17 protein-coding genes and 1 pseudogene are annotated in these 25233 nt (G+C 69.3%); 10 read left to right on the forward strand and 8 right to left on the reverse strand.

The genetic code is table 11. The features are described 5' to 3' along the window. Nucleotides 1–30: 30 nt before the first annotated feature. The 4 genes and pseudogenes from FHP25_RS04880 to FHP25_RS42565 form a co-directional block, all read right to left on the reverse strand. Nucleotides 31–684 (reverse strand): LysR substrate-binding domain-containing protein, encoded by a 654-nt coding sequence (locus FHP25_RS04880; protein ID WP_147845780.1) that lies wholly within the window; start codon nt 682–684, stop codon nt 31–33. Continuing rightward, on the reverse strand, nt 654–1049 hold the full coding sequence (locus FHP25_RS04885) for a LysR family transcriptional regulator (protein ID WP_178133302.1): 396 nt from the start codon (nt 1047–1049) through the stop codon (nt 654–656). The genes FHP25_RS04880 and FHP25_RS04885 overlap by 31 nt, the downstream gene beginning before the upstream one ends. Next, complete coding sequence (locus FHP25_RS04890) at nt 1030–1851, reverse strand: LysR substrate-binding domain-containing protein (protein WP_231712206.1); 822 nt, start codon at nt 1849–1851, stop codon at nt 1030–1032. Before FHP25_RS04890 ends, FHP25_RS04885 begins: the two co-directional genes overlap by 20 nt. A 42-nt stretch (nt 1852–1893) precedes the next feature. Continuing rightward, nucleotides 1894–2016, reverse strand: a pseudogene (locus FHP25_RS42565) (LysR family transcriptional regulator); the annotation flags it as partial. Nucleotides 2017–2226: 210 nt separating this feature from the next. On the opposite strand from FHP25_RS42565, the gene FHP25_RS04895 reads away from it, so the two are divergent. The 5 genes from FHP25_RS04895 (at nt 2227) to FHP25_RS04915 (ending at nt 8379) form a co-directional block, all read left to right on the forward strand. After that, nucleotides 2227–3984, forward strand: a complete 1758-nt coding sequence (locus FHP25_RS04895; RefSeq protein WP_178133303.1) for an adenylate/guanylate cyclase domain-containing protein — start codon at nt 2227–2229, stop codon at nt 3982–3984. Nucleotides 3985–4183: 199 nt separating this feature from the next. Then, nucleotides 4184–4825, forward strand: coding sequence for a hydrolase (locus FHP25_RS04900; RefSeq protein ID WP_147845784.1), 642 nt, complete (start codon nt 4184–4186; stop codon nt 4823–4825). A 220-nt stretch (nt 4826–5045) separates the two neighbouring features. Then, nucleotides 5046–6128 (forward strand): peptidoglycan-binding protein, encoded by a 1083-nt coding sequence (locus FHP25_RS04905; RefSeq protein ID WP_147845785.1) that lies wholly within the window; start codon nt 5046–5048, stop codon nt 6126–6128. A gap of 15 nt (nt 6129–6143) precedes the next feature. After that, on the forward strand, nt 6144–7019 hold the full coding sequence (locus tag FHP25_RS04910; protein ID WP_147845786.1) for a Tll0287-like domain-containing protein: 876 nt from the start codon (nt 6144–6146) through the stop codon (nt 7017–7019). A gap of 4 nt (nt 7020–7023) precedes the next feature. Then, nucleotides 7024–8379: a serine/threonine-protein kinase gene (locus tag FHP25_RS04915; protein ID WP_147845787.1), complete on the forward strand. Its 1356-nt coding sequence runs from the start codon at nt 7024–7026 to the stop codon at nt 8377–8379. A 196-nt stretch (nt 8380–8575) separates the two neighbouring features. Here FHP25_RS04915 and FHP25_RS04920 read toward each other — a convergent pair whose 3' ends face one another. Next, the gene (locus FHP25_RS04920) at nt 8576–10312 is read right to left on the reverse strand and encodes a protein kinase domain-containing protein (RefSeq protein ID WP_178133304.1); all 1737 of its coding nucleotides are present in this window, start codon (nt 10310–10312) and stop codon (nt 8576–8578) included. Between the two features lie 496 nt (nt 10313–10808). Here FHP25_RS04920 and FHP25_RS04925 point away from each other — a divergent pair, with 496 nt between their 5' ends. From FHP25_RS04925 to FHP25_RS04945, 5 genes are all read left to right on the forward strand, one after another. After that, nucleotides 10809–11675 (forward strand): response regulator transcription factor, encoded by an 867-nt coding sequence (locus FHP25_RS04925; RefSeq protein ID WP_178133305.1) that lies wholly within the window; start codon nt 10809–10811, stop codon nt 11673–11675. Nucleotides 11676–11772: 97 nt separating this feature from the next. After that, entirely contained in the window at nt 11773–12657 is an 885-nt protein-coding gene (locus FHP25_RS04930; protein ID WP_147845790.1) for a LysR family transcriptional regulator, read from the forward strand. Nucleotides 12658–12827: 170 nt separating this feature from the next. Then, nucleotides 12828–14237 carry a hypothetical protein gene (locus FHP25_RS42230; RefSeq protein WP_178133290.1) on the forward strand — a complete coding sequence of 470 codons (1410 nt, stop codon included), beginning with the start codon at nt 12828–12830 and terminating at the stop codon, nt 14235–14237. Nucleotides 14238–14364: 127 nt separating this feature from the next. Next, complete coding sequence (locus FHP25_RS04940) at nt 14365–15309, forward strand: cation diffusion facilitator family transporter (protein WP_147845792.1); 945 nt, start codon at nt 14365–14367, stop codon at nt 15307–15309. A 52-nt stretch (nt 15310–15361) separates the two neighbouring features. Next, on the forward strand, nt 15362–16366 hold the full coding sequence (locus FHP25_RS04945; protein WP_147845793.1) for a YncE family protein: 1005 nt from the start codon (nt 15362–15364) through the stop codon (nt 16364–16366). 192 nt (nt 16367–16558) lie between these two features. Here the strand turns inward: FHP25_RS04945 and FHP25_RS04950 are convergent, their stop codons facing one another. From FHP25_RS04950 to FHP25_RS04955, 3 genes are all read right to left on the reverse strand, one after another. Beyond that, entirely contained in the window at nt 16559–20788 is a 4230-nt protein-coding gene (locus FHP25_RS04950) for an autotransporter outer membrane beta-barrel domain-containing protein (RefSeq protein WP_147845794.1), read from the reverse strand. A gap of 706 nt (nt 20789–21494) precedes the next feature. Continuing rightward, on the reverse strand, nt 21495–21659 hold the full coding sequence (locus FHP25_RS40670; RefSeq protein ID WP_178133306.1) for a hypothetical protein: 165 nt from the start codon (nt 21657–21659) through the stop codon (nt 21495–21497). Then, nucleotides 21656–24811, reverse strand: a complete 3156-nt coding sequence (locus FHP25_RS04955; RefSeq protein WP_147845795.1) for an efflux RND transporter permease subunit — start codon at nt 24809–24811, stop codon at nt 21656–21658. The genes FHP25_RS40670 and FHP25_RS04955 overlap by 4 nt, the downstream gene beginning before the upstream one ends. Nucleotides 24812–25233 lie beyond the last annotated feature (422 nt).

Consider the following 25233-nt stretch of genomic DNA (forward strand, 5'->3'; position numbering starts at 1 on the left):
GGCAGGCTCCGTCGATTGCGCTTGCGGCCGTCATCCTGAACGCAGCGCGGGATTTTTCAGCAGGGGCGCACGGCGTGCCTTGCTGGAAGGATCCCGCCCTGCGCTGGCGGCCGCAGCATCGCGCGCGCTTGCCGGGTGCCGCAACAGGCCGGCATGGATGGCCGGGCCATGCTTGCGCGCCAGCCGGCAGAAGGCGTCGCCCAGCGGCGCCTCGTCGGCCGGTCGCGCCAGCGCATGGTCGATGGTGTAGGGCACCACCGGCCGGAAGCGGCGCACGGCGATGCCGGCGCCGGCCTGGATCGCGGTCATGGCCGTCATGTCGCCGACGATGGTGATGCCGACGCCTTCGGCCGCCAGCATGCAGGCGCTGAGCGCCGAGGTGGCCTCGGCCACGACCCGTGGCCGGCCGCTGCGGCGCTCGAAGGCACGGTCGATCGAGCGGCGCGCCGAGGGCACGGCGGCGAGGCCGATGAAGGGCTCGTCGGCGAGATCGTCGGCATGGATGGAGCGGGCGGCGCACAGGCGGTGGCCGGCCGGCAGCACGCAGGCCAGCTCGCCGGTGGCGAAGGGCGTGCTGACGACGATCGGGCGCGCCGCGCTGGGCGACTGGGTGAGGATCAGCACGTCGATGGCGCCGCTGCGGAAGTTCTCGATCAGCGGCCGCAGGTTGTCGGCGTCGAGCATGACGACGACGTCAGGTGCGCGGCCCGGAACAGCGCCAGCAGCTGCGGCACGAAGCCCATCGCCAGCATTGGGCTGCAGCCGATCACCAGGCGTGCCGGCGCGGCGGTGCGCAGCGCCTGCGCCACCGAGGTGAGCCGCTCGATGCCGACCCAGGCGCGCTGGACCTCGCGATGCAGCACGAGGGCGGCGGCGGTCGGCACGATGCGCCCGGCCGCGCGCTCGAACAGCGCATAGCCCAGCGTGCGCTCCAGCGCGCCGATCAGCTTGCTGATCGTCGGCTGCGACACGCGCAGGCGCGCGGCGGCGCGGCTGAACGTGCCGGCCTCGATCACGGCCTGGAACGCCTCAATCTGCCGCAGATGCATGGCGCTGGCCCAGGTCGGGGCTGGTGAAGGCGATGCCGCCCAGCCAGCGGCGCACGATGGCGTCATGGACGGCAGCGCCGCGCTCCAGCGCCAGGTGCGCCAGGAGCGACGGCAGGGCCTGCTCGTGCGCCGCCTTGGAGAGCGCATAGCCGATCGTGTAGGGCACGATCGGCCGGAAGGGCCGGGCGACGATGGCGGCGCCGGCCTGCAGGGCGGCGGCGGCCGCGAGATCCGGCACCAGGCTGACGCCGATGCGCGACGCCGCCAGCATGCAGGCGCCCAGACCCGTGGTGGCCTCGGCGACCAGGCGTGGCCGGCGCGGCTCGCGGTCGAACAGCAGGTCGACGCCGCGGCGTGTGTCGGCGCCGGACAGCAGGCCGATAAAGGCCTCGTCGGCGAGGTCTTGCGGGCGCAGCACCTCGGCGTTGCACAAACGGTGGCCGACGGGCAGGACGCAGACGGTCTCGCCGCTGGCGATGGTCGCGCCGGCGCCGGCCGGCGGCGGGTGCAGGTCGTGCAGCGAGCGGGCCGCGAAGCTGATGTCGACCGCGCCGGCCGACAGCGCCTCAGCCAGGATGCGGTGGTTCTCGGCCTCGAGCGTGAGCTCGATGCCCGGCCGCTGGGCGGTCAGCAGCGCCAGCAGCTTGGGCACGAAGCCCAGCGACAGCACCGGGTCGGCGCCGACCAGCAGCCGTCCGGCGGCGGGCGCCAGCGGCGATTGCGCCGCCGACGTCAGCCGGTCGATCCCGCGCCAGGCGCGATGCACCTCGTGATAGAGCACCAGGGCCCGCGGCGTCGGCACGGCCTGGCCGCCGCTGCGCTGGAACAGCTTGTAGCCCAGGGCCCGTTCCAGGCTCTGGATCAGCTTGCTGATGGTGGGCTGGGAAACCCTGATGCAGGCGGCCGCCGCGCTGAAGGTTCCCTGCTCGATCACGGCCTGGAACGCTTCGATCTGGCGCAGGATCATCGGCGGCCTCCCCCTCGGCGCCCGGATGGTCGAACCTGGTCATCGACCCGGTCTTCAACGGCCTGCACGGCGAGCCCGGGTTCCGGCGTCTGGTCGACCGTCTGGGCTTCCGGCTCGCCTTCTGACCCGCAGCTGACATTGACCACCATTGCCTCTGATGCGTCTCGTCCCTACAGTGCAAAAGCACCGGATGCGATTTGGGGGACTGACGTGCCCCGCGAGCTGCGACGACTGGCGGCGATCGTATCAGCCGATGTGGCAGGGTACTCCCGCCTCATGGGCCGCGATGAGAGCGGCACGCTGGCCGCGCTCAAGGCGCTGCGGCACGACCTGATCGACCCCAGGATCGCCGAGCATGGTGGCCGGATTGTGAAGACAACCGGCGACGGCCTGCTGCTGGAGTTCGCCAGCGTGGTCGAGGCCGTGCGCTGCGTCGTCGACGTGCAGACGGCCATGGCGACGCACAACGCGGACCTGCCGGCGGAGCGACGCATTGAGCTGCGCGTCGGCGTGAATGTCGGCGACATCATCATCGATGGCGACGATATCTTCGGCGACGGCGTCAACGTGGCGGCGCGGCTGCAGGCGCTGGCGACACCGGGTGGCATCTGCGTCTCGGGCCATGTGCAGGAAGACGTGCGCGGCAAGCTGGACGTCGCCTTCGAGGATGCCGGCGAGCAGCAGCTCAAGAACATTGCCTGGCCGGTGCGGATCTACAGAACCAGATCAGGCGGCGCGACGCCGGCGACGCCGCAGCCATCACTGGCGCAGCCGGACAAGCCGTCGATCGCGGTGCTGCCGTTCCAGAACATGAGCGGCGATGCCGAGCAGGAATACTTCGCCGACGGCATCACCGAGGACATCATCGCGGCGTTGTCGCGCATCTCCTCGCTGTTCGTGATCGCCCGCAACTCCAGCTTCGCCTACAAGGGCAAGGCTATCGACATCCGCCAGATCGGCCGCGAGCTGGGCGTGCGCTACGTGCTTGAGGGCAGCGTGCGCAAGGCTGGCCGGCGGCTGCGCATCAGCGGCCAGCTCGTCGAGGCCGAGACGGGCTCCCATCTCTGGGTGGACAGGTTCGACAGCGTCCTGGAGGACGTGTTCGATCTGCAGGATCGGGTGACCATGGCAGTCGCCGGCGCGATCGAGCCTTCGGTGACTCAAGCCGAGATCAGGCGCGCGGATCGCAAGCCCACCGAAAACCTGCAAGCCTACGACTTGCTGATGCGCGCGCTTGGCGAGCAGCAGCTCTATTCGCGCGAAGCCATCGATCGCGCCATGCGGATGGCGCGCCGGGCCGTGGAACTGGATCCGCGCTACGCGCAGGCCTATGCCTGCCTTGCGGGCTGGGCCGGTTTCCGGAAGATCAACGGCTGGATGGAGGATGATGCCGGGGAGACGGCCGAGGGTGCGCGCTTCGCGCATCAGGCGGTGCAGCTGGCGCCCAACGATTCGATCGCGCTGACCCTGGCGGCCCTTGGCCTGGCCCATCTCGATCGCGATCTGGCGACGGCCATTGCGTGGCTCGACCGGGCGATCGCGCTCAATCCCAACTGGGCGCTCGCATACGGCTGGGGCGCGCTCGTGCGGACTTTTGCGGGCGACTACGCCACGGCCATTGTTCATGCCGATCGGGCCATGCGCCTGAGCCCGTTCGATCCGTTTTCCTTCGCATTCAGCCTGGCGCGAGGAGTCAGCCATTTGTTCCAGGGGCAGGTGCCGGAAGCGGTGGCATGGCTGCGCAAGTCGACGCGGGAAAACCCACGCAACATCACGACATTCCTTTGCCTCGCGAGTGCGCTGGCGCGTGCCGGACAGATCGAGGAAGCCCGGGCGGCGATCCGGCGCCTCCTGGAACTGGACGCGACGGCCATTGCGAGGTGGCGGCGGGACCCCCGTCGGCTCTATCCCGAGGCTGATCACGCGTACCTGATGGAGGGCGCGCGCCTGGCCGGCCTGCCGGAATGACGACTGCGCCCCAGCGAGATGCGATCTTGGCAGGATACGTCGGCGCCGATCGTTCGGTGGGCCGAAACGCATGGTTCGATAGAAAGCACTCGTCGGTCGCGAGGTTTGGCGTAGGTTGATCCGGCAGACGCGATCGATCGCGATCCGGCGCTGCAGGCGTATCCCGTCGCCATCACACCACTGAGCTAAGGAGGCAGCCATGGCCAGCGAGCCCATGCGCGACCCCGTCAAGGATCGTCTTCTGACACCGCAGAATTCGGCCTTCATCATCATCGACTACCAGCCGGTCCAGGTGAACTCGATCGCCTCGATGGACCGCCAGCTCCTGGTCAACAACATTGTCGGCGCCTGCAAGGCGGCCGTCGCCTACGGCCTGCCGATCGTGCACTCGACGGTCAACGTCAAGACCGGCCTGAACAAGCCGCCGATCCCGCAGGTCGCCAAGGCGCTGGCCAAGATCCCGACTTACGACCGCACCACGATCAATTCCTGGGAGGATGTCGAGTTCCGTCAGGCCGTCGAGAAGACCGGCCGCAAGAAGCTGATCATGACGGCGCTGTGGACCGAGGCCTGCCTGACCTTCCCGGCGATCGATGCGCTGGCGGAGGGCTACGAGGTCTATGTCGTGGCCGATGCCGTCGGCGGCACATCGGTCGCCGCGCACGAGGCGGCGCTGCGCCGCATCGAGCAGGCGGGCGGCAGGATGATCAGCGTGCCGCAGCTGTTCTGCGAGCTGCAGCGCGACTGGTCGCGTAAGGAGACGGTGCCGGCCTTCATGAACCTGTTCATCGAGACCGGCGGCACCGCCGGCATCCAGTTCTCCTACGACCGCACCGAGTGACCGATGGAGCCGGCGCCGCCCGCGCATGGGTGGCGCCGGCCGCAAGGCACACAGCGCCGTGTTCCCATGACAGTTGCGGCAACCGGATCACGCCGCAGTGCAATGCAATCCTTATGAAACTTAGGTTTTGGCTCATCTCGAGCACGAGGCAAGTAGCAGCCGGACGAACAAACGGATACATTGCTCCCACACGGACGGTGTGCCGGGAGCTCCTTAGACGATGTCGTGTCCTATCCGCAACGTGCTCCAGGCACGGGCCCTGGCGTGGGGTGCCGCCGCCGTCCTGGGGGCATGGGCATGCGCCACCCCGGCCATGGCCCAGCCGGCGCGGCTGGCGCTGGTGATCGCGAACGCCACCTACACCACCTTGCCGGCCGTGCCGGTGTGCACGACGGCGGCGCGCTCGGTCGCCGAGAAGCTGCGGGCCGCTTCCTACGACGTCATCGAGCGCAACGATGTCACGACCGGCGGCTTCGATGGCGCGGTGGCCGACTTCTCCACCCGCCTGACCCAGTCGCCCGGCGCGACGGCGTTCATCTATGTCTGCTCGCGCGGCGCCAGCCTCAACGACCGGGCCTTCGTCGTCCCGGTCTCGGCGACGCTGGAACGGCCGACGGACCTTTTCACCCAGGGCGTCCTGGCCAAGTCGCTTTACGATACGGTGCAGCGCGGCCGCGCCGGCACGGCGGTGGTTGCCCTCGACCTGGTGCCGCCGGCGACCGGCCCGCGCCCGACCGGCTTCGACACCATCGCCGAAGGCATAACCCTGGAAGGCCTGGCCGCGGTCACGGTGATCGAGCCTGCGCCCACCACCGTCTTCACGCGCCTGTCGGAAGCACTGGTGTCGGCGCTGGGGCGGCCCACCCTGACCAGCGGCGCGTTGCTGGCAGCCGCCCAGGAGCAGCTTGGCGCGGGCTCCGGCAGCGCGACCATCGCGATGCGCCAGCCGAAGGCGTCCGGGCTCGTCGTCGGCAAGGCCCCGACGCCGCCACCACCGCCACCGCCGCCACCACCACCACCACCGGTCACGACGGTCGAGCCGCCGCCACCGCCGCCACCCCCGACGACGACAACGACGACGCCGACATCCCCGGGCCTGCCGGAAGAGCACCTGATGACGCTCGATGACCGCCGCCGGGTCCAGGAGGCCTTGCGTAACCTTGGTTACTATTCGTTACCTGTCGATGGCGTGTTCGGTCCTGAAACCAGGGCGGCCATTCGCAAGTATCAGATGCAGCTCATGGCGGAGCCCACCGGACGCTTGACCGCCGAGCAGGCCACGCTCCTGGTGTCCCGACGGTAAGGGAGATTTCGTGTCATGGGGCTGAAGACGAAGTTCAACCTGGGAATGGGCGTCGCCTTTCTGGTCGGCCTGGGGCTGGCCGCCTTCATGTTCAACCAGGTCCTGCGCGACGGCGCACGGCAGGCGGCCCTGCGCGATGCCGGCATGATCCTGGCGCAGGCGGCGGCGGTGCGCGGCTATACCGCCACCGAGGTCGCGCCGCTGCTGCGCGAGCAGCTCAAGACGCGCTTCCTGCCGCATTCGGTGCCGTCGTGGTCGGCCCAGACCGTATGGCGGGGCATGCAGTCGCAGTTCTCCGACTACAGCTACAAGGAAGCGGCGCTGAACCCGACCAATCCCTCCGACCGCGCCACCGACTGGGAGGCCGACATCATCGAGCAGTTCCGCCGCGACCCGAAGCTGGCCCAGTTCGCGTCGGTGCGCGACACGCCGACCGGTGCCGTGCTCTCCCTGTCGCGGCCGCTGCGCATCGCCAACCAGGCCTGCCTGAGCTGCCACACGACGGCGGCCGAGGCGCCGCAGACCATGGTCGACCTGTACGGCCCGGCCAACGGCTTCGGCTGGAAGCTCAACGAGACGGTCGGGGCCCAGATCGCGTCGGTGCCGCTGGCGGTGACGACCCGTCAGGCTGACGAGCTGCTGAAGCTGTATATCGGCGGCCTGGTCGCGGTGTTCGCGGTGATCGCCATCCTGCTCAACGTGATGCTGCACTACATCATCGTGAAGCCGGTCCGGCAGATCTCGGCGGCGGCCAACGACATCAGCATGGGCAACATGAACGCGCCCGAGGTCGAAGCCAGAGGCAGCGACGAGATCGCCTCGCTGACCGAATCGTTCAACCGCATGCGGCGCAGCCTGGCAAGCGCCATGGGGCTGCTCGGCAGCACGTAGATCGATGGCGCAGCCTTCCTTGCCGGCGAAGATCGGCCGGTACGTGATCGAAGCGACGCTGGGGCGCGGCGCGATGGGCGTGATCTACCGGGCGCATGACCCGGTGATCGACCGGCGCGTGGCGCTGAAGCTGGTGCGCGTCGACCTGCTGGAGGGCAGCGAGCGCAAGGATTTCATCGACCGCTTCCAGCTCGAGGCCAAGGCCGCGGGCCGCTGCGCGCATGCCAATATCGTCGGGATCTTCGATTACGCCCAGCACGAGGACAACCCTTACATCGCGATGGAGTTCGTCGACGGCCAGAACCTGGCGCAGGCGATGCGGGCCAGCCCGCGCCTGCCGGTCGACGCCGCTGCCGGGATCATCCATCGCATGCTCGATGCGCTGGCCTGCGCCCATGGCCACGGTGTCGTGCACCGCGACATCAAGCCGGCCAACGTCCTGCTCGGCCTCGACGGGCGCGTCAAGGTGACGGATTTCGGCATCTCGCGCATCGGCGGCTCGTCGCTGACCCAGACCGGGGCGCTGATCGGCACGCCCAACTACATGTCGCCCGAGCAGCGCCGCGGCGACGTCGTGGATGCGCGCAGCGACCTGTTCTCGACCGCTGCCGTCTTCTACGAGATGCTGACGGGCGAGCTGCCGTTCTCCGGCCGCAATTACCACGAGGCCACGCAGCAGCTGCTGTACGGCACCCCGACGCCGCTGGCGCAGCGCCTGCCCGGCGCGTCGCCGGCCTTGTCGGCATTCATGGATATGGCGCTGGCTCGTGAGGCCTGGCTGCGCTTCGACTCGGCGGCAGCGATGGCGATGGCGCTGGCCGATGCCATGCGCGGCATCGAGCCGCGCCGTCCGGTGGCGCCGCCGGCGCAGCAGGCCACCGTCCCGCCGGCTGCCGGCGCCGCGCCCGGCGGCGGCGATGCGTTCTTCGTCGCCGAGATCGAGCGTCGGCTGGCGGTTCATATCGGGCCGATCGCCCGGCACCTGGTGCGGCGCGCCAGCGACAAGACGCAGTCGCTGGAGGAACTCTGCCAGACGTTGAGCGGCAGCATCGACAGGGCGGAACGGCGCGACGCCTTCCTGCGCGACGTGAGCGACCTGCTGCGCACCAGCGCCAACGGCCGGCTGCGCGCGGCGGCCGGGTTGCCCGCGGCCACGATGTCGCGCGCCGCCATCGCCCAGCCCGACCTCGACCTCGTGCAGGCCCATCTCACGCGCTATATCGGGCCGATCGCGCACCTTCTGGTGCGCCGCGAGCTGAACGGCTCGGCAAGCCTCGATGATCTGTGGCAGCGGCTTGCGGCGCATATCCAGCGCCCCGCCGACCGCGAAGCCTTCCTGCGCCTGCGGCCGAACGTCTGAGCCGCCATATGCGATCGGCTTGCCGCGAAGGCTGCGGGATCCGAAAAATAGGACTGTCATCCCGAGCGCCAGCGAGGGATCTCCCGCGAAAGACGCACGGTGCGCCATTCGCAGGAGATCCCTCGCTGGCGCTCGGGATGACAGTGGAGATGTGTGAATGCCGTAGGCCGCGAAGGCGGGGAGCAGGGAGGTGGCTTCATTGGTTGGGCGTGTCGGCCAGGCGCTTCTGCGCCTCCTGGCGGCGCTTCACCTCGAGCGCGACCTGCCGCTCGTATTGCGCCAGCGCCGGAGCTGCCTGCAGCCAGAGCAGCGCTGCGTCCGACGCGGTCAGGTAGCCGGTGTCGACCTGACCGCGCGCCTTCTGCCAGGCGCTGATCATGGCGCGCGTGCGGCTGCCGAACAGGCCATCGCTGCCGTAGGTGTCGTGGCCCAGCGCCGTCAAGGCCACCTGTACGCGCCGCTTGTCGCGATCCGACAGCTTGAGCGCCGCCTCGACGGCGGGCGCGTTCTTGCGTGCCTCTGCCTCTGCCTGGGTTTTCTCGGCCGCCGCCTTGGCAGCCTGGTCCTCGGTGCGGCGTCTGGCCTCGGCCTGTGCTTGCTGTTCCCGGGCCCGGTGGGCTGCGTCCACCCGCGCTCGGGCCAGTGCTTCGGCACGTGCATCCTCCAGCGCCATCTCGCGATAGGCCGCCGCGGCAGCTGCCGTCTCGGCCGCCAGGCGGGATGCTTCCTCGGCCTGGCGCCGGGCCTTCGCCTCGGCGGCGGCGCTCCCGGCTGACGGGGCAGCGCCGGCCGGGGGGCGCTGCGGCCCCTGGGGAAGGCTCGCATAGTAGCCGGCAACGCCGGCCGGGATCGTCGCCACGGCCAAGGTGGCGGCGAGCGCCACCTTCCAGCGGCTCCGCCAGCCGGCACGCTGCCTGGCAGCGACGACGCGCAGCCGCGCGCGCCGATCGACATGCGTGGATGCCGCAGCGGCGGGCGGCGCGGCGGTGGTCGCCGTGACGGCCGGTGGGGCCGGCGCGATCGCCGTGTCGGGCAGCAGCACCGACCGCCATGCCGCGATGGATTGAGGCCGGCTCGCGGCGCTGCGCGCCAGCCCCGCCTGGATGCCGGCCAGCAGGCTGCCTCGATATCCTTTGATGGTCTCATGCAGCGGCGGCAGATGCTCGGCATCGCGCCTGTCCGCCGCCTGGGGCGGAGCACCCGTGACACAGTGGTGGAGAACTGCCGCGAGCCCATGGATGTCGGTGGCCGGACCGACGGGACCGTGGGTGAGCTGCTCGATCGCGGCGTAGCCCGGCGTCTGGATGCGCCCGCCCGATCCCATGCGCTCGGTGATCGCCGCGCGGGCGGCGCCGAAGTCGAACAGGATCGGCTGATCCTGCGCATCGAGCGCGATATTGGTAGGTCTGATGTCCAGGTGCAGGACATCTCGGTGGTGGGCCTGCTCGAGCGCATCGAGCAGGCGTGGCAGCAGGCGATCGATTGCCGCAGGCGGCAGGCGCTCCGCGCGCGCCAGCCGCGCGGCCAGCGTGTTGTCCGGCACCGGTGCCATGACCATGTAGGCGGTGCCATTCGCATGCAGATGGTCGCTGACCACGACGATGCCCGGGGTGCGGGCGAGCGTTGCGAGCGCTGCGGCTTCGGCCAGGAAGCGGTCGCGGCCCCACAGAAAGTCGTCAGCCTGCTGCGGCGATCGCGGCAGCACCATCAGGTCGTGATGACGAGCCGCCAGATGGGCCGGCAGGTATTCCCGGACCACGACATCGCTGCCGCGCGCCGTGTCGCGGGCACGGTAGGTGACGCCGATATGCTCCAGCCGAAAGACCTTGCCGATGAGATACGCACCGACGCGCGTGCCGGGCGGCAGTGTCTGCGGTGGCTTGCGCGCACGCTGCCGCGCCGACGCTGCCGCGGATCGCCTGTCGCTGGCCATGACATCTCCCGGCAGCACACCCACGCACCGCAGCATTATCGCCGGGGCGTTTTACGCCGTCCGTGATTTTACGGTGTCCGTTGGCGGCGGTGGCCGCATCGATGGCTCTCGCACACTTGCACCGACCGCTTATTTGAGGCGGTCAGTGAGATGAAAACGCATGACAATCATTGATGATCCTGATGTGGAGCTTCAACAACGGCGGAAAATAAAATGACGGCATGCCAACAGGCACCTCAAGAATAGTTGAGCGGTCGGCAGCTGTTCGCTGCATCCTTGCCGGCCCGTGTATTTCCATATTGCTTGCAACGTCTGCGCTGGTTTCTCGTTTCAATCATGCAGCGATGCACGCGTTATCTTCCCGCAATGATGGCCTTGTAAGGTCGATGTCGACGCGAGGCGGGAATATCCGGTTGCCAGCTTCTGGCACGCAATGTGCGTCTGTCAGCGCGCGTCCAGCGTGAATGTCCCGGTGCCGTCGGGACATGCGTTCTCGATGACCGATCCGTACGTGGGGGACGTGATGGTGACATCGATGGAAACTGCGCATCGTAGCCGCAGCGATATGGACCGCGTCAGGCTCGTCCTGGCCGACAGCGACGGCGCCTACCGCGCCGTCGTCGCCGTCAAGCTCGGGCACCATGGTGTCGATGTCGTGGGCCTGCCGGACGGGCAGGCGCTGCTGCGGCATTTCGCGGGCGATGCCGGCGCCGACATCATCGGCCTGGAATGGATGCTGCCCGACGTCTCCGGCATGGACATGCTGGCGCGGCTGCGTCATCGCGGCGTGCGCGTGCCGGTCATCTTCCTGACGATCGACGCATCGGCCCGGCGCGAAAGCCAGGCGTTGGGCCGCGGCGCCATCGACTTCGTCGCCAAGTCGCGTGGCCTCGATATCCTGGCGCAACGGGTGCATCGCATCGCGCGCCTGGTCGACCTCGTGCCGGCCGCACCCCAGGAGATGGTGCTGCGGTTCGGGCTGCTGCAGATCAAGCCGCAGGTCTGCCGGGCCTGTTGGCGGGGCGTGGACCTCAATCTGACCATGAACGAGTTCAAGGTCGTGCGGTTGTTGACATCACGGATGGAAGAATACGTCTCGCCGCGCGACATCTATGACTGCATGCACTATGCCGGCTTCATCGGCGGCACGGGCGAGGAGGGGTATCGCACCAATGTGCGGTCGGCGATCCGCCGGATCCGCCGCAAGTTCCACGCGCTCGATCCCGGCTTCGACGCGATCGCGACGCTGGCGGTCGAGGGCTACCAGTGGCGCGACAGCCCGCCACACCGCTCGGTCGACCGCATCGACCGGACGGCCTCATGGCACGATCAAGCCGCCGCCGGCATCAGCGACAGCCTCTGACTCGGGCATATGCTGTCGAACGCGTGGCGACTCCGCGGCCCGGCGTGGCATAAGAGAAGCTGTTGCCCAGAATGCGATGCATAAGCGGAGCTTTGGCATGCGCGATCTCAAGCTGGACCAGCTGCATGCCTTTGCCCGGGTTATCGAGCTGGGCAGCTTCTCGGCCGCGGCCGAGCGGCTGCAGCTCAGCCAGCCGGCCGTCAGCCTTCAGGTGCGCCAGCTCGAGCGCCGGCTGGGCGTTCGCCTGATCGAGCGCATCGGCAAGCGGGCGACACCGACAGCGGCCGGCGCCGTGCTGGTCGAGCATGCGCGGCGGATCGAGGGCGTGGTGTCGGCGGCGATGGACGACATCGCCACGCATGCCAGCGGCGCGCTGGGGCGGGTGCGCATCGGCACCGGCGCCACGGCCTGCATCTACCTGCTGCCGCCGGTGCTGCGCGACCTGCGGCGGCGGTTCCCGACCCTGGAGCTCACGGTCACAACGGGCAACACGAGCGATGTCCTGAAGGCGCTGGAGATCAGCCAGCTCGATGTCGGGCTGGTGACGCTGCCGGCGTCGGGCCGCATGTTCGAGGTGATCCCCGTGCTCGACGATGCCTTCGTGGCGATCGCGGCGGCGGACGATACCCGGCTGCCGCGTCAGGCGACCCCGGCGGCGCTCGCGAAGCTGCCCCTGGTCCTCTACGAGACCGCGGGCAACACGCGGCGCGTGGTCGACGACTGGTTCATGCGCGCCGGCATCCGGATGACGCCGGTGATGGAGCTGGGCAGCGTCGAGGCGATCAAGGAGCTGGTCGCCGCCGGCCTGGGTTGCGCCGTCCTGCCGGGAACATCGATCCGCCGCAACGGCGAGCGTCTGCCCATCGTCGCGCGCCCCCTGGCGCCCCGGCTGCAGCGCAAGCTGGCGCTGGTGCTGCGCCGGGACAAGGTCGTCAACCGCGGGCTGCGGGAGGTCATGAGCGCCATCCGGCAGCTTGCATGACGACAGGACGATCGTCCGGCAAGAAGCGGCGCCAGTGGCGACCACGCCAATCTGACCGATTGAAGAAAGCGTAGGGCCAGGACCGGAACCTTCCAACTGCTGCGCCGTCATTAACACCGGCTGGTGTGCCCAGCGACGACAGCGGGCATTGCGGTGGGAGGCTGCAAGGCATGTGGTCGGGAGATCTCCGGTCGCGCTTATTGCTCGCCGTTGCCGGCTCGCTGCTGCTGCACGTCATCGTTGTCGGCATGGTGATCGCCGGACGGCTGGGGCCGCGCCAGAGCGCGACGCCTATGGCCACGGGCTACGCCGCCGATGGTGGGTCGGCGCCGTTGCCGGTCGATCTGCGGTCCTTCGCAGGCCCGCGCTCGCCGGGACGGCCGGCGTCGCAAGAAGCGATGACCGTGACCGCCGCTGCGCCGCCGGGCGCGCGCGAATCGCAGCGCGGGATTTCCGACCGCGCAATCCTGCCGGTCGAGCTGCCGCCAACGCTGTTCCTCGGCATGCCGGATTCGCATGTGCTGGATGGCATCCTCGCGGATCTGCGCCCTGTGCCGCCAGCCCTGATGACCTTTGAGCGGGGCATCGCCAGCATTCCGATCCTGCCGGTGGACCTGCCTCGGACCTTCGCGCTCGGCATGCCGCTGCGGCCAGAGCCGCAGCCGTCGCTGCCTGTGGCGGCAGCCGCGCCGCGCCGGCCGCGCTCCCCGCAGGCGGGGCCATTCTTGCAGAGCTTCGTGCCTGTGGACATGCCATCGGCGGCGGTGGCCGGCGTGGCGGCACCCGACATGTTCCAGTCGGCGCTGGCAGCGACAGCGCTGACCGCGCCGCCAGGTCCGGCGTCAGGGCCGGGCATCTCGAACCGCACGACGATACCGGTCGACGTGCTGCCGGCGCCGGCCGCCGCGAAGCCCGGGACGGCGCCACCGGCCGCACCGGCAGCGCGAGGCGCTGCTCCGGCGCCGCCGCGACCGCGTGCGGCGCGACCGGCCGTGCCGCCGCCACCACGTCCAGCGCCCGCCCGCCCGGCACGCGGTGTCGATCCGTTCGCGAGCTACGGCATCTACGGCAGTGGCCCGGTCAGCAGCGTCGAGGGCATCGGCGGTTCCGGCGGCGCCACCGTGTCCACCAGCACCGGTGGCGTCTCCGCGAGCGGCGTCGGTGCGGGCGCGGGAGGTGCAGCGGGTCTCGGTTCCGGCAGCAGCGCCTCCAGCGTCGGCGGTAGTGCTGCATCCGGTGTGGCGGCGGCCGGCGGCGGTTCGGGTACAGGCGGCGGCAGCGGCGGTGGCAACGGCGGCGGGAGTGGCGGTGGCAACGGTGGCGGGAGCGGTGGCGGCAACGGTGGCGGGAGTGGCGGTGGCAACGGTGGCGGGAGTGGTGGCGGCAACGGTGGCGGGAGTGGCGGTGGCAACGGTGGCGGGAGTGGCGGTGGCAACGGCGGCGGGAATGGCGGCGGCAACGGCGGCGGAGGCGGTGGCTCCGGCGGGGGTGGAGGCGGTGGTGGCGGGTCCGGCGGCGGCGGAGGTGGGGGTGGCGGCGGATCTGGCGGCGGTGGAGGGGGCTCTGGCGGCGGCAAGTAGTCTGCAGGGTCGGTCCTGCCATGGATCGCTGCGTCTGGTGCCGGTGCCGCGAAATCAGCAGTGTCATAGTCTCTCCGGGCGTCGTTGTTCTGCACGCGCTTCGCACGCCATGGGTTAATCTGGCGCCATGGCGACCCCTGCTGTCTCCAAGAAGGCGATCTACGCGGCTCTGGTCGGCAACCTGCTGATCGCGGTGACCAAGTTCGCGGCCGCCTGGGTCACCGGCAGCTCGGCGATGCTGAGCGAGGCCGTGCATTCCCTGGTCGATACCGGCAACGAGGTGCTGCTGCTCCACGGCATCCGCCGCTCGCGGCTGCCGCCCGACCGGGCTCATCCGCTAGGCCACGGCCGCGAGCTCTATTTCTGGAGCTTCATCGTGGCGCTGCTGGTGTTCGCGCTGGGCGCCGGCGTGTCGTTCTACGAGGGCGTCACGCACATCCTGGCGCCGGAGCCGATCCGCAACGTCATGGTCACCTATGTCGTGCTCGGCCTGTCGGTCGTGTTCGAGGGCGGGTCGTGGTGGGTGGCGCTGCGCGAGTTCGGGGCCCGCAAGGGGCGCCTGGGCTATCTCGACGCCGTGCGCCAGAGCAAGGACCCCACGACATTCACCGTTCTGTTCGAGGACAGCGCCGCCCTGCTGGGCCTTCTCATCGCGCTCGTCGGCATCGCGGCGTCGCAATATACGGAAAATCCGGCGTTCGACGGCGTCGCCTCGATCGGCATCGGCCTGGTGCTGGCGATGACGGCGGTCTTCCTCGCCCGCGAGTGCAAGGGGCTGCTGCTGGGCGAGCAGGCCGCGCCGGGGCTGCAGGCCGTCATCCTGAAGATCGTGGACGAGGACCCGGCCGTGCACCGTGCCAACGGGGTGATCACCGTGCATCTGGCCCCGGACCAGATCGTCGCCGCTCTCAGCGCCGAGTTCGAGGATCGGATGACGACGCCGCAGATCGAGGCCTGCGTCGAGCGCATCGAGGCGCGTCTGAAGGCCGAGCTGCCGGAGGTCACGGCCTTGTTCGTCAAGCCGCAGACAGCGACCCGATGGTCCGCCCGCCAACAGGCGCTGGAGCCATGACGGCGCAGGACGCTACAAGGGCAGTCGTGAACCGCCGCGACGTGGAGCGAGTATGATGTTGCGATTGCCGATGGCGGCCGTGCTGGCAGGGATGCTTCTCGTGGGGGCGGCATCGTGGAAGGTGGCGGCCGCCGAGCCGGATCGCCCGCTGGTGCTGGAACGCACGATCCGCCTGCGGGACATCGGCGGCCGGATCGGGCATATCGCCGTCGACGTCGCGCGCAAGCGGCTGTTCGTCGCCGAACTCGGCAACGACACCGTTGCTGTGGTCGATCTCGAGCGGGGCCGTGTCACCCATCGCATCGACGGCATGCGGGCGCCGCAGGGCATCGCCTACGCGCCGCGCGCCGACGTGCTGGCGATCACCAACGGCGGCGACGGCTCGGTGCGGCTGTTCCATGGTGCCGACCTGACATCAATGGCCACGGTGGCGCTGGAGAACAATGCCGACGCGATCCGGGTCGATCCCGGCAGTGGCCGCCTGATCGTGGGCTACGGCCGCGGCGGGCTGGCGGTGATCGACCCGTCCAAGGGAACGCTCGTGTCCACGATCAAGCTGCCGGCCCATCCGGAAGGCTTTCAGATCGATCCGGGGACGGGGCGCCTGTTCGCCAATCTGCCCGACAGGCGCGAGATCGCCATCGTCGACCTGGCGGCAGGCAGGCAGGTCGGGTCATGGCCGGTCAAGGCGCAGGCCAATTTTGCGATGGCGATCGATCCGGCCGGATCGCGGTTGATCATCACGTCGCGGCGGCCGGCGCGCTTCGTCGTGCTCGACGCCAAGACCGGCGCCAGCCTGGTCAGCCAGCAGACATGCCGCGATTCCGACGATGTGTCCTTCGACGCCAAGCGCCAGCTCGCCTATGTCAGCTGCGGCGATGGCAGGCTCGACGTGTTCGCGATGGGCAATGGCTATCCCCGGCTGGCGCAGCTCACGACGCGGGCGGACGCACGCACCTCGCTGTTCGTGCCCGAGCTCGACCGCCTGTTCGTCGGCGCCCGTGCCGCGTTGCTGGGGACGAACGCGGCGGTCCTGGTGTTCCGGACGGGGTCGTAGGGAACGGCTATCGGTGAAGATGAGTCGCGACTGTCATCCCGAGCGTAGCGAGGGATCTCCCGCGAATGACGCACCGTGCGTCGCTCGCAGGAGATCCCTCGCTGCGCTCGGGATGACGGGTGTGTGTCAGCGACCAGCGATTCCAGGTGCCAGGGATGGCGTGCGGGCGCCCGGAGGGCGCCCGCGGCGTGCTCAGAACCGTAGCGAGACGGATCCCTTGACGGCGTGCTCGTAGGCCTTCGAGGCGAACTGCCCGCTGTAGGAGATGCCGAGCCTGGCGTAGGAAGCGACGTCGATGTCGACGCCGGCTTCGGTGATGAAGCTGTCACGGGCGATGGGCGCGCCGGCGGTGGTGAAGGGGTTGCCGCCGGTGCGGAAGGCGAGCCTGGTCTCGGGCGTGACGTCGCCGAAGGCATGGCGCCAGCCCAGGGTGGCGCGCAGGGTGACCGGTGTCTTGTCGCCGGCGTTGAAGGTCGTGGCGGCGCGCAGGCCGAGGGTCGAGAAGCCCATGTCGAAGGACTGGCGACCGCCGGTGAGGGCGGCGACGGTGCCGGATTCGCTGATGCGTCCGGTGTGGTGGTTGAGCCAGGCGAGGCCGGCGAAGGGCTCGACGGCGGCGCGGTCGAAGGCAAGGGCGTATCCGGCCTCGGCGAAGAGCTGGGCGGTGCGGGCGCTGTAGTCGGCCTTGAGGGTGTCGGCGACGCCGGGGAAGGCGACGCGGCGGCTGGTGTCGATGCTGTGCCAGGTCATGCTGGCGCCGGCGCGCAGGCCGATGGCGCCGAGCTGGCCGCCGCCGTAGAGCGCGAGGTGGTAATTGTCGCTGGTGCCGTTGGAGGAGCGCGCGTTGCTGTCGAAGGAGGAGCGGGTGTAGCCGGCGGCGAGGCCGACGCGCCAGGTCTGGTCGAAGGTGGCATCGACGCCGATGAGGAAGCCGCCCAGGGAGCGGCTGACGGCGGCGGCGTTGCCGTCGGCGCGCTGCTTGCCCCAGGCGCCGATGGCCTGGGTCCAGGCGGCCACCACGGTGTCGGTGGCCTGGGACTGGCCGGTGAGGTTGGCGCTCGGCGCGGCGGCGGTGAGGGAGGCGAGCGCGACGGCGCTGCCGTATCCCTGGCGCAGGCGGCCGGTGACGGCATCACGCAGGTGGTGGGACTCCTCGACGAGTGTTGAGGCGGCGCTGGCATGGATCTCGCCGGAGACGAGGTCGAAGGCCTGGCGCACGCTTTGCTGGTCGGGCAGGCTGGCGATGGCGTCGTGGACCGGGTTGCCGGCACCGAGGCTTTCGGCGGCGCGGCCGGCGGCGCACTGGTTGCGGGTAGCGGCGACGTCGCAGAAGGAGACGGCGTTGCGTGTGATGTCGAGATAGACGTTGTTGTTGTCGTAGGCGAGCGCCAGGTTGAGCAGCGGTGTGCTCTGGGTCATGTCGGCGAAGGTGCCGGTGATGCCGGTGTTGGCGGTGAGGATGGTGTAGCGGCTGCCGGCGGTGTAGACGCCGCCGGCCTTCTCGACACGCACCGTGCCGTCCAGGGCAGCGGTGCCTGTGGCGATGATGCGGTCGGCGTTGTTGGCGGGATCGATCTCGACGAGGTAGGTCGAGCCGGCGGCGAAGGTGGCATTGCCGGCGACGTTGAGGGTGCCGATGGAGTTGCCGGGCGCAACGATGCCGCCCGACGCGGCGATGAATCCACCGATGGTGCCGGTGCCGCCCAGCGTGCCGCCGGCATTCACGGTGACGGTGCTGGCGATCGACCCGTTCACGGCCAGGCGTCCGCCGTCGACCGTGGTCGGGCCGCCATAGGTGCTGCTGCCGGTGAGGACCAGGGTGCCGGCGCCGGACTTGGTGAGCGAGCCGATGCCGCTGATCGGGGCCGCCAGGGTCAGGGTGTCGGTGAAGTTGGCGACGATCTGGCCGTCGTTGGTGATCTGCGGCGTGACGATCGTGCCGCCCAGTCCGCCGCTGCCGAGGTTGAGCGTGCTGCCGGCGAAGATCGTCGTGCCGCCGGTGGCGCTGACGCTGCCGCCATCGGCCACCGTGACGACACCGGGTGTGATCAGTGGGCCGGGCTCGAGTATCATCGGCATGAGGCCGGCGCCGATGGCGAGCTCGCCCGTGATGGCCCAGGTCGAGCCTTGCCCGGTCACTGTCGCGACCGGCAGCCCGTCAAAGCCGCCGACGGAAGCGCCACCGTTGCTGGCGAGCGTCGCACGGTTGGTGATGGTGAGCCCGCCGGCGACGCTGGTCGAGCCGGTTGCCGTCACGCTTGAGCCGGGTCCGTCGATGGCCATCGTGCCATTCACGGACAACTCACCGGTCTGCAGCGTGCCGCCGTTGCCGACGTTGAGGGTGCTGCCGGCGAACACCGTCGTGCCGCCGGTGACGCTGACGCTGCCGCCGTCGAGCACCGTGACGACACCGGGCGTGATCATGGGGCCGGGCGCGAATCCGACCGGCATGAAGCTGGTGCCGATGTTGAGTCCGCCCGTGACGGTCCAGGTCGAGCCTTGCCCGGTCACGGTCACGACCGGTGGCGTGTCATAGCCGCCGACACCGGCGCTGCTGTTGCTGGTGAGCGTCGCGCCATTGCTGATCGTCAGCGCGCCGCCGATCTGCGTCGAGTTGGTCGCGGTGACGCTCGAGCCGGGGCCGTCGATGAGCATCGTGCCGCTGACGAACAGATCGCCGGTCTGCAGGATGCCGCCATTGCGGACGCGCATCTGCGTGCCCTCGCCGAAGACGTCGGTCGCGGCCGTGGTGCTGAACGAACCGCCATCGATGTCGACGCCGCCTTGCTGGACCAGCAGGTTGACGTCGTTGGTGCTGCTGCCGGTGAGGGTCATCGTGCCGGTGCCCCACTTGAGCAGCGAGCCGGTGCCCGTGACGGTGCCGGCGAAGACGGTGCTGGCGTTGTTGCTGCCCGTGTTGAAGATCGAGCCGGCCTGCAGGTCGAGCGTGCCGCTGCCGGCCAGGGACCCGGCGTCGATCCAGGAGAACAGCGGGCCGCCGCCGACTCGCAGCGTCGCGCCTTGCTGGACGGTGACGGCGGAGTTGCTGCCGAGAGAGCCGGGCGCGGTTGCCGCCAGCACGCCGGCGGCGATCGTCGTGGCGCCGGTGTAGGTGTTGAGGCCGCTCAGGGTCAGCGTGCCGGCGCCTGTCTTGGTGAGGCCGCCGTCACCGCTGATGCCGCCCGCCAATGTCAGGTCGGCGACGGTGTCGAACGTGCCGCCGGCGGCGTTCAGCGTCACGCTGCGCAGCATGGAGATGGTATCGGTGTTGCGCAGCGTGCCGCCGTTGAAGGTGAGGCCGCCGACGGTCAGGCCGAGGTTGGTGTCGGACGAGATCTGCAGCGTGCCGGCATTCAGGATCGTGCCGCCGCCATAGTTGTTGGCGCCGGAGAGGATCGTGGTGCCGGTGCCGTTGTGCTCGACTGTCCCCACGCCAAAGATCAGGTTGGCGAACGTGACCTCGTCCGACCGGTTGAAGGCCAGCACGCCATTGGTGATGACGGGGCCGATAGTGCCGATCGATCCCGACGTGCCGCCGTTGCCGAGCTGCAGGCGGCCGGCCATGATGTTGAGGCCGCCGAGGTTCAGGTTGTCGGCGGTCAGCACCAGTGTGCCGGCGCCGGTCTTGTTGATCAGCACGCCAGGCATCCCGGTGATCTGCCCGGCCTGCGTCGCCGTGCCGGTTGCGACGTCGAATGTCGCGCTGCCTGCCACGAGCCCGATGTCGACAACGTTGGTGACCGTGACGCCATCGGCATAGCCGAGCGTGCCGCCGAACATGTAGACAGTACCGGTTCCGAACGCCGTGTTGCTGCCGGCAACCAACGTGCCGCCGTTGATGCCAATGTTGCCAGTGTAGAGCGTGTTATTGCCGGTCAGCACCGTGGTGCCAGCCACGGCGTTGATGTTGCCGTTGCCGCTGATCTGCGTGCCGAACTGGTAGTCTGTGTCGGTGTGGTAGAAATTGATCGTGCCGCCAAGCAAGCCGAATGTGACGCTCGAGGCATTCAGCGTGCCCGCGGCCGTGAGGGGATCGCCCAGGGCAGCGCCGATGTTCAGGGTGCCTGTGGGCATCAGCGAGCTGCCGATGCTGACGGTGCCGGTATTGAGGATTCCCCCTTCGGTGATCGTCAGCACGCCGCTGCCGGGGCCGATGCCGCCGATCGACACGGAGCCGGCGCTGGCGGTCCCGGCGCCTATGACGGCCGGGTTGCCGAGGATCTCGATGAAGACCGGATCACTGGAGGTCGGCACTGTGCTGGAGGCCCAGTTGCTGGCGTCGAACCAGTTGGTCGAGATGCTCCCGGTCCAGCTCACGCCCGGCTCGGACGCGGCGGGCGTCGACGTGACCGCCAGGATGATGAAGCCCGATGCCAGGATGGTGGACGAACGCAACAAGCTGCGCAGCGTACGTGTGGACATGCTCTAATCCTCTAAGCGAATCAACTTGGTCAAATCTGTCGGTCTGGTGGCCTTCCGGCGAAGCGCAAAGCTTCGACCTGGCGCTAGCGCCCGCGTGTGATCGCGATGCGCTGCCGCGACAGCGATGGAAGGTCTGGCATCTCCCCGAAGCGCGCCCCGAAGCGCGGATCGAGGGAGAGGAGTGGTCAAGGCACAGGAGGATGTGCGCGGCGGCGTAGTCGTTCCTGCGACTGCGTCGGTTCGGGCTTATGGCTGCCCATGTGGGGACTCGGCGCGATGCCGGGGCCCATGTGATCATCAGGTGGTTCTATTCGGTCGGCATACCCGTTTTGGATGTCTCGCCAGCTCGCGGCCGATCTCAATCTGCCGTGTCAATATACGTCTTGTGACATTTCCCAACTCCCGCAGGGCTTTGTTTCCGCGCCCTGTCTGTGCGCATCAAGTAGCAGGCACGGAGAATCATCCCAATCCCCAGAGTACCCATTTTGGGGCAAAGCCAGAAGATTGGTTGAGGCGGCACGGCCGCTACAACAAAAGGCTGTGGATGGACCGTGGCGCGCCTCAGAACCTGACTGAAGTGCCCTGTGTCCTTGTTGCCTTCATGGTGAGCTTGTCGAACCATGAAGGCCTCGCACGGGCAATAGTGCGACGCTTCATGGTTCGACAAGCTCACCATGAAGCACTTTCCACATTCGCGGTCAGGCTCTCAGAACCGTATCGAGACAGAGCCCTTGACGGCGTGCTCGTAGGCCTTGGAGGCGAACTGCCCGCTGTAGGAGATGCCGAGCCTGGCGTAGGAAGCGACGTCGATGTCGACGCCGGCTTCGGTGATGAAGCTGTCACGGGCGATGGGCGCGCCGGCAGGGGTCATCGGGCGCCGGCGTGCTCCGTCTCCGCCGTCATGTCCTTCCGGTTGTAGAGCCGCCAGCCCTTGGCAAGCGCGTAGACGGCGGGAATCACGATCAGGGTCAGCAGCGTCGAGGACGCCATGCCGCCGATCATCGGCACGGCGATGCGCTGCATCACCTCCGAGCCGGTGCCGCTGCTCCACAGGATCGGCAGCAGGCTGGCCAGGATCGCGACCACCGTCATCATCTTGGGCCGCACGCGCTCGACGGCGCCGACCATGATCGCGGCATGCAGATCGGCGCCGGTCAGCGGCCGCCCTTCGGCGGCGCGCGTGCGCCGGACGTCCTCGAGCGCGTGGTCGAGATAGACCAGCATCACCACGCCTGTCTCGGCCGCGACGCCGGCCAGCGCGATGAAGCCCACGGCCACGGCGACGCTCATGTTGAAGCCCAGCGCGTACAGCAGCCACAGGCCGCCGGTCAGCGCGAAGGGCAGCGACAGCATGACGATCAGGGTCTCCGTCATGCGCCTGAAGTTCAGGTAGAGCAGCAGGAAGATCACCAGCAGCGTGGCCGGCACCACGATCCGCAGGCGCGCCTCGGCCCGCTGCAGGTACTCGAACTGGCCGCTCCACACGGCATAGCTGCCGGCCGGGAAGGTCACGGCCTCGCGCACCGCCTTCTGCGCATCGGCGACGTAGCCCGCCACGTCCCGGTCGCGCACGTCGACGAAGATGTAGACCGCGAGCTTGGCGTTCTCGGTGCGGATCGAGGAGGGGCCGCGCGCCCGCTCGATCCGCGCCACCTGGCCAAGGGTCACGGTCGCGCCGTCGGGCAGCGCGATCAGCGTGTTGGCGGCGATGGCCGCCGGATCGCTGCGCAGGTCGCGCGGATAGCGGATGTTCACCGTGTAGCGTTCGCGGCCCTCGACGGTGGTGGTCAGCGCCTGGCCGCCCAGCGCCATGGCGATGGTGTCCAGCACCTCGCCGATCGACAGGCCGTAGCGCGCCAGCATCATGCGGTCGGGCTCGATGTCGAGGTAGTAGCCGCCCAGCACGCGCTCGGCGAAGGCGCTCGACGTGCCCGGCACGTTGCGCAGCACGCCTTCGATCTGCCTGGCGGTCGCTTCCAGCGCGCCGAGGTCGTCACCCATCACCTTGACGCCGATCGGGGTGCGGATGCCGGTCGACAGCATGTCGATGCGCGCCTTGATCGGCATGGTCCAGGAGTTCGCCACGCCGGGGAACTGCAGCGACCTGTCCATCTCGGCGACCAGCCGGTCGGTGGTCATGCCCGGCCGCCACTGGTCCCTGGGCTTGAGGTTGATGATGGTCTCGAACATCTCGATCGGCGCCGGGTCGGTGGCGGTGAGCGCGCGGCCGGCCTTGCCGAACACCGACTCGACCTCGGGGAACGACTTGATGATGCGGTCCTGGGTCTGCAGCAGCTCGGCCGCCTTGGTGACCGAAAGGCCGGGCAGCGCGATCGGCATGTAGAACAGCGTGCCTTCGTCGAGGCTGGGCATGAACTCGCCGCCCAGCCGGCTGGCGGGATACCAGGACAGCGCCAGGACGCCCAGCGCCAGCGCCACCACGAGCGTCCTGGCCCTCAGCACCGCTGAAATGATCGGGCGATAGAGCCATAGCAGCGCCCGGTTCAGCGGGTTGCGGCGCTCCGGCAGGATGCGGCCGCGCACGAGCAGCAGCATCAGCGCCGGCACGAGCGTGACGGACAGCATCGCCGCCGCGGCCATGGCGAAGGTCTTGGTCCAGGCCAGCGGCTTGAACAGGCGCCCTTCCTGGTCCTCCAGCGCGAAGATCGGGATGAAGGACACGGTGACGATCAGCAGGCTGAAGAACAGCGCCGGCCCGACCTCGACCGCGGCGTCGATCAGGACCTGGGCCCGCGGCGCGCCGGGCGGCGCGCGCTCGAGGTGCTTGTGCGCGTTCTCGATCATCACGATGGCGGCATCCACCATGGCGCCGATGGCGATCGCGATGCCGCCCAGGCTCATGATGTTGGAGCTGATGCCCAGCCACCACATGGCGGCATAGGCCATCAGCACGCCGACGGGCAGGGTGATGATGGCGACCAGCGCGCTGCGCACATGCATCAGGAACACGACGCAGACCAGCGCCACCACCAGGCTTTCCTCGATCAGCGTGCTCTTGAGGGTCGCGATCGCGCGGTGGATCAGCTCGGAGCGGTCGTAGACCGGCACGACCCTTGTGTCGCCGGGCAGGCCGCTGGCGATCTCGGCCAGCCTCGCCTTGGTGGCGGCGATCACGTCGAGCGCGTTCTGGCCGGAGCGCTGCACGGCGATGCCGCTGACGGCTTCGCCCTCGCCGTTCAGCTCGGTGATGCCGCGCCGTTCGTCGGGCCCCAGCACGACGCGGGCCACGTCGCGCAGCAGCACCGGCGTGCCACGGTCGGCCTTGAGCACGATCTGCTCGAGGTCCGCCACGCCGCGCAGGTAGCCGCGGCCGCGCACCACGAACTCGGTTTCCGACATCTCGACCGTGCGGCCGCCGACATCCATGTTGCTGGCGCGCACGGCCTGCGCCACCTTCGCCAGCGGGATGCCGTAGGATTTCAGGCGCAGCGGGTCGACCACGATGTTGTACTGGCGCACGAAGCCGCCGACGCTCGCCACCTCGGCGACACCCTCGGCCTTGGCGAGCGCGTAGCGGATGGTCCAGTCCTGCACGGAACGCAGCTCGGCGAGGTTCCGCTGGTCGCTCAGAACGGCGTACTGGTAGACCCAGCCGACGCCGGTGGCATCCGGCCCCAGGCTGGGCGTGACGCCGGCGGGCAGGCGGCGCGCCGCGAAATTGAGGTACTCCAGCACCCGGCTGCGGGCCCAGTAGAGGTCGGTGCCGTCCTGGAAGATGACATAGACGAACGACACGCCGAAGAAGGAGAAGCCGCGCACAGCCTTGGCATGCGGCACCGAGAGCAGCGCGGTGGTGAGCGGATAGGTGACCTGATCCTCGACGACCTGCGGCGCCTGCCCGGGATGCTCGGTGTAGACGATGACCTGCGTGTCGGAGAGGTCGGGGATGGCATCCAGCGGCACCCGCGCCAGCGCGAGCACGCCGGCGACAACAGCGAACACGGTGAAGATGCCCACCAGCAGCGGATTGCGCGCCGACCACGCGATGATGGAAGCGATCATGTAATCCTCCCCAACGAAGTTGGGGAGGTGCCCCGATACGACGTTTCGACGCTTCGCGTCGAAACGTCGGTGGGCGGAGGGGAGCCGACGAGGTCTATGCAGCTGAGACCACGTCGGCTCTCCTTCCCCGCAAGCGCTACGGCGTGGACACATCTTTCGCCGTCGTCCTGAGCGCAGCGAAGGACCTTGCGATATTGATGCAGGCCTCCGCTGCGGCTGGTGACGGGTCGGACCGCGTCGCTCCAGCGACGCACTGGCGCGTAGCGCCGGCTCGTAGTCATGAGCGCCGCTGGAGCGGCGCGGTCCCAGCCGTCGCCAGCACCGCTCTTCACTGGCCGAACCACCGCAAGGTCCTTCGCTTCTCTCAGGACGACGGCAGGATCTGGAGATGTACCCACATCGTAGCCCGCAAGCGGGGAAGG

This window comes from Vineibacter terrae (genome assembly GCF_008039615.1).
Classification (GTDB): domain Bacteria; phylum Pseudomonadota; class Alphaproteobacteria; order Reyranellales; family Reyranellaceae; genus Vineibacter; species Vineibacter terrae.

Coding starts and splice junctions, on each gene's coding strand:
- FHP25_RS04945 (WP_147845793.1), top strand. CDS start 15,362: ATGATGTTGCGATTGCCGATGGCGGCCGTGCTGGCAGGGATGCTTCTC.
- FHP25_RS40670 (WP_178133306.1), bottom strand. CDS start 21,659: ATGACCCCTGCCGGCGCGCCCATCGCCCGTGACAGCTTCATCACCGAA.
- FHP25_RS04900 (WP_147845784.1), top strand. CDS start 4,184: ATGGCCAGCGAGCCCATGCGCGACCCCGTCAAGGATCGTCTTCTGACA.
- FHP25_RS04915 (WP_147845787.1), top strand. CDS start 7,024: ATGGCGCAGCCTTCCTTGCCGGCGAAGATCGGCCGGTACGTGATCGAA.
- FHP25_RS04885 (WP_178133302.1), bottom strand. CDS start 1,049: ATGCATCTGCGGCAGATTGAGGCGTTCCAGGCCGTGATCGAGGCCGGC.
- FHP25_RS04930 (WP_147845790.1), top strand. CDS start 11,773: ATGCGCGATCTCAAGCTGGACCAGCTGCATGCCTTTGCCCGGGTTATC.
- FHP25_RS04950 (WP_147845794.1), bottom strand. CDS start 20,788: ATGTCCACACGTACGCTGCGCAGCTTGTTGCGTTCGTCCACCATCCTG.
- FHP25_RS04880 (WP_147845780.1), bottom strand. CDS start 684: ATGCTCGACGCCGACAACCTGCGGCCGCTGATCGAGAACTTCCGCAGC.
- FHP25_RS04955 (WP_147845795.1), bottom strand. CDS start 24,811: ATGATCGCTTCCATCATCGCGTGGTCGGCGCGCAATCCGCTGCTGGTG.
- FHP25_RS04940 (WP_147845792.1), top strand. CDS start 14,365: ATGGCGACCCCTGCTGTCTCCAAGAAGGCGATCTACGCGGCTCTGGTC.
- FHP25_RS04910 (WP_147845786.1), top strand. CDS start 6,144: ATGGGGCTGAAGACGAAGTTCAACCTGGGAATGGGCGTCGCCTTTCTG.
- FHP25_RS04925 (WP_178133305.1), top strand. CDS start 10,809: ATGACCGATCCGTACGTGGGGGACGTGATGGTGACATCGATGGAAACT.
- FHP25_RS42230 (WP_178133290.1), top strand. CDS start 12,828: ATGTGGTCGGGAGATCTCCGGTCGCGCTTATTGCTCGCCGTTGCCGGC.
- FHP25_RS04920 (WP_178133304.1), bottom strand. CDS start 10,312: ATGGCCAGCGACAGGCGATCCGCGGCAGCGTCGGCGCGGCAGCGTGCG.
- FHP25_RS04905 (WP_147845785.1), top strand. CDS start 5,046: ATGTCGTGTCCTATCCGCAACGTGCTCCAGGCACGGGCCCTGGCGTGG.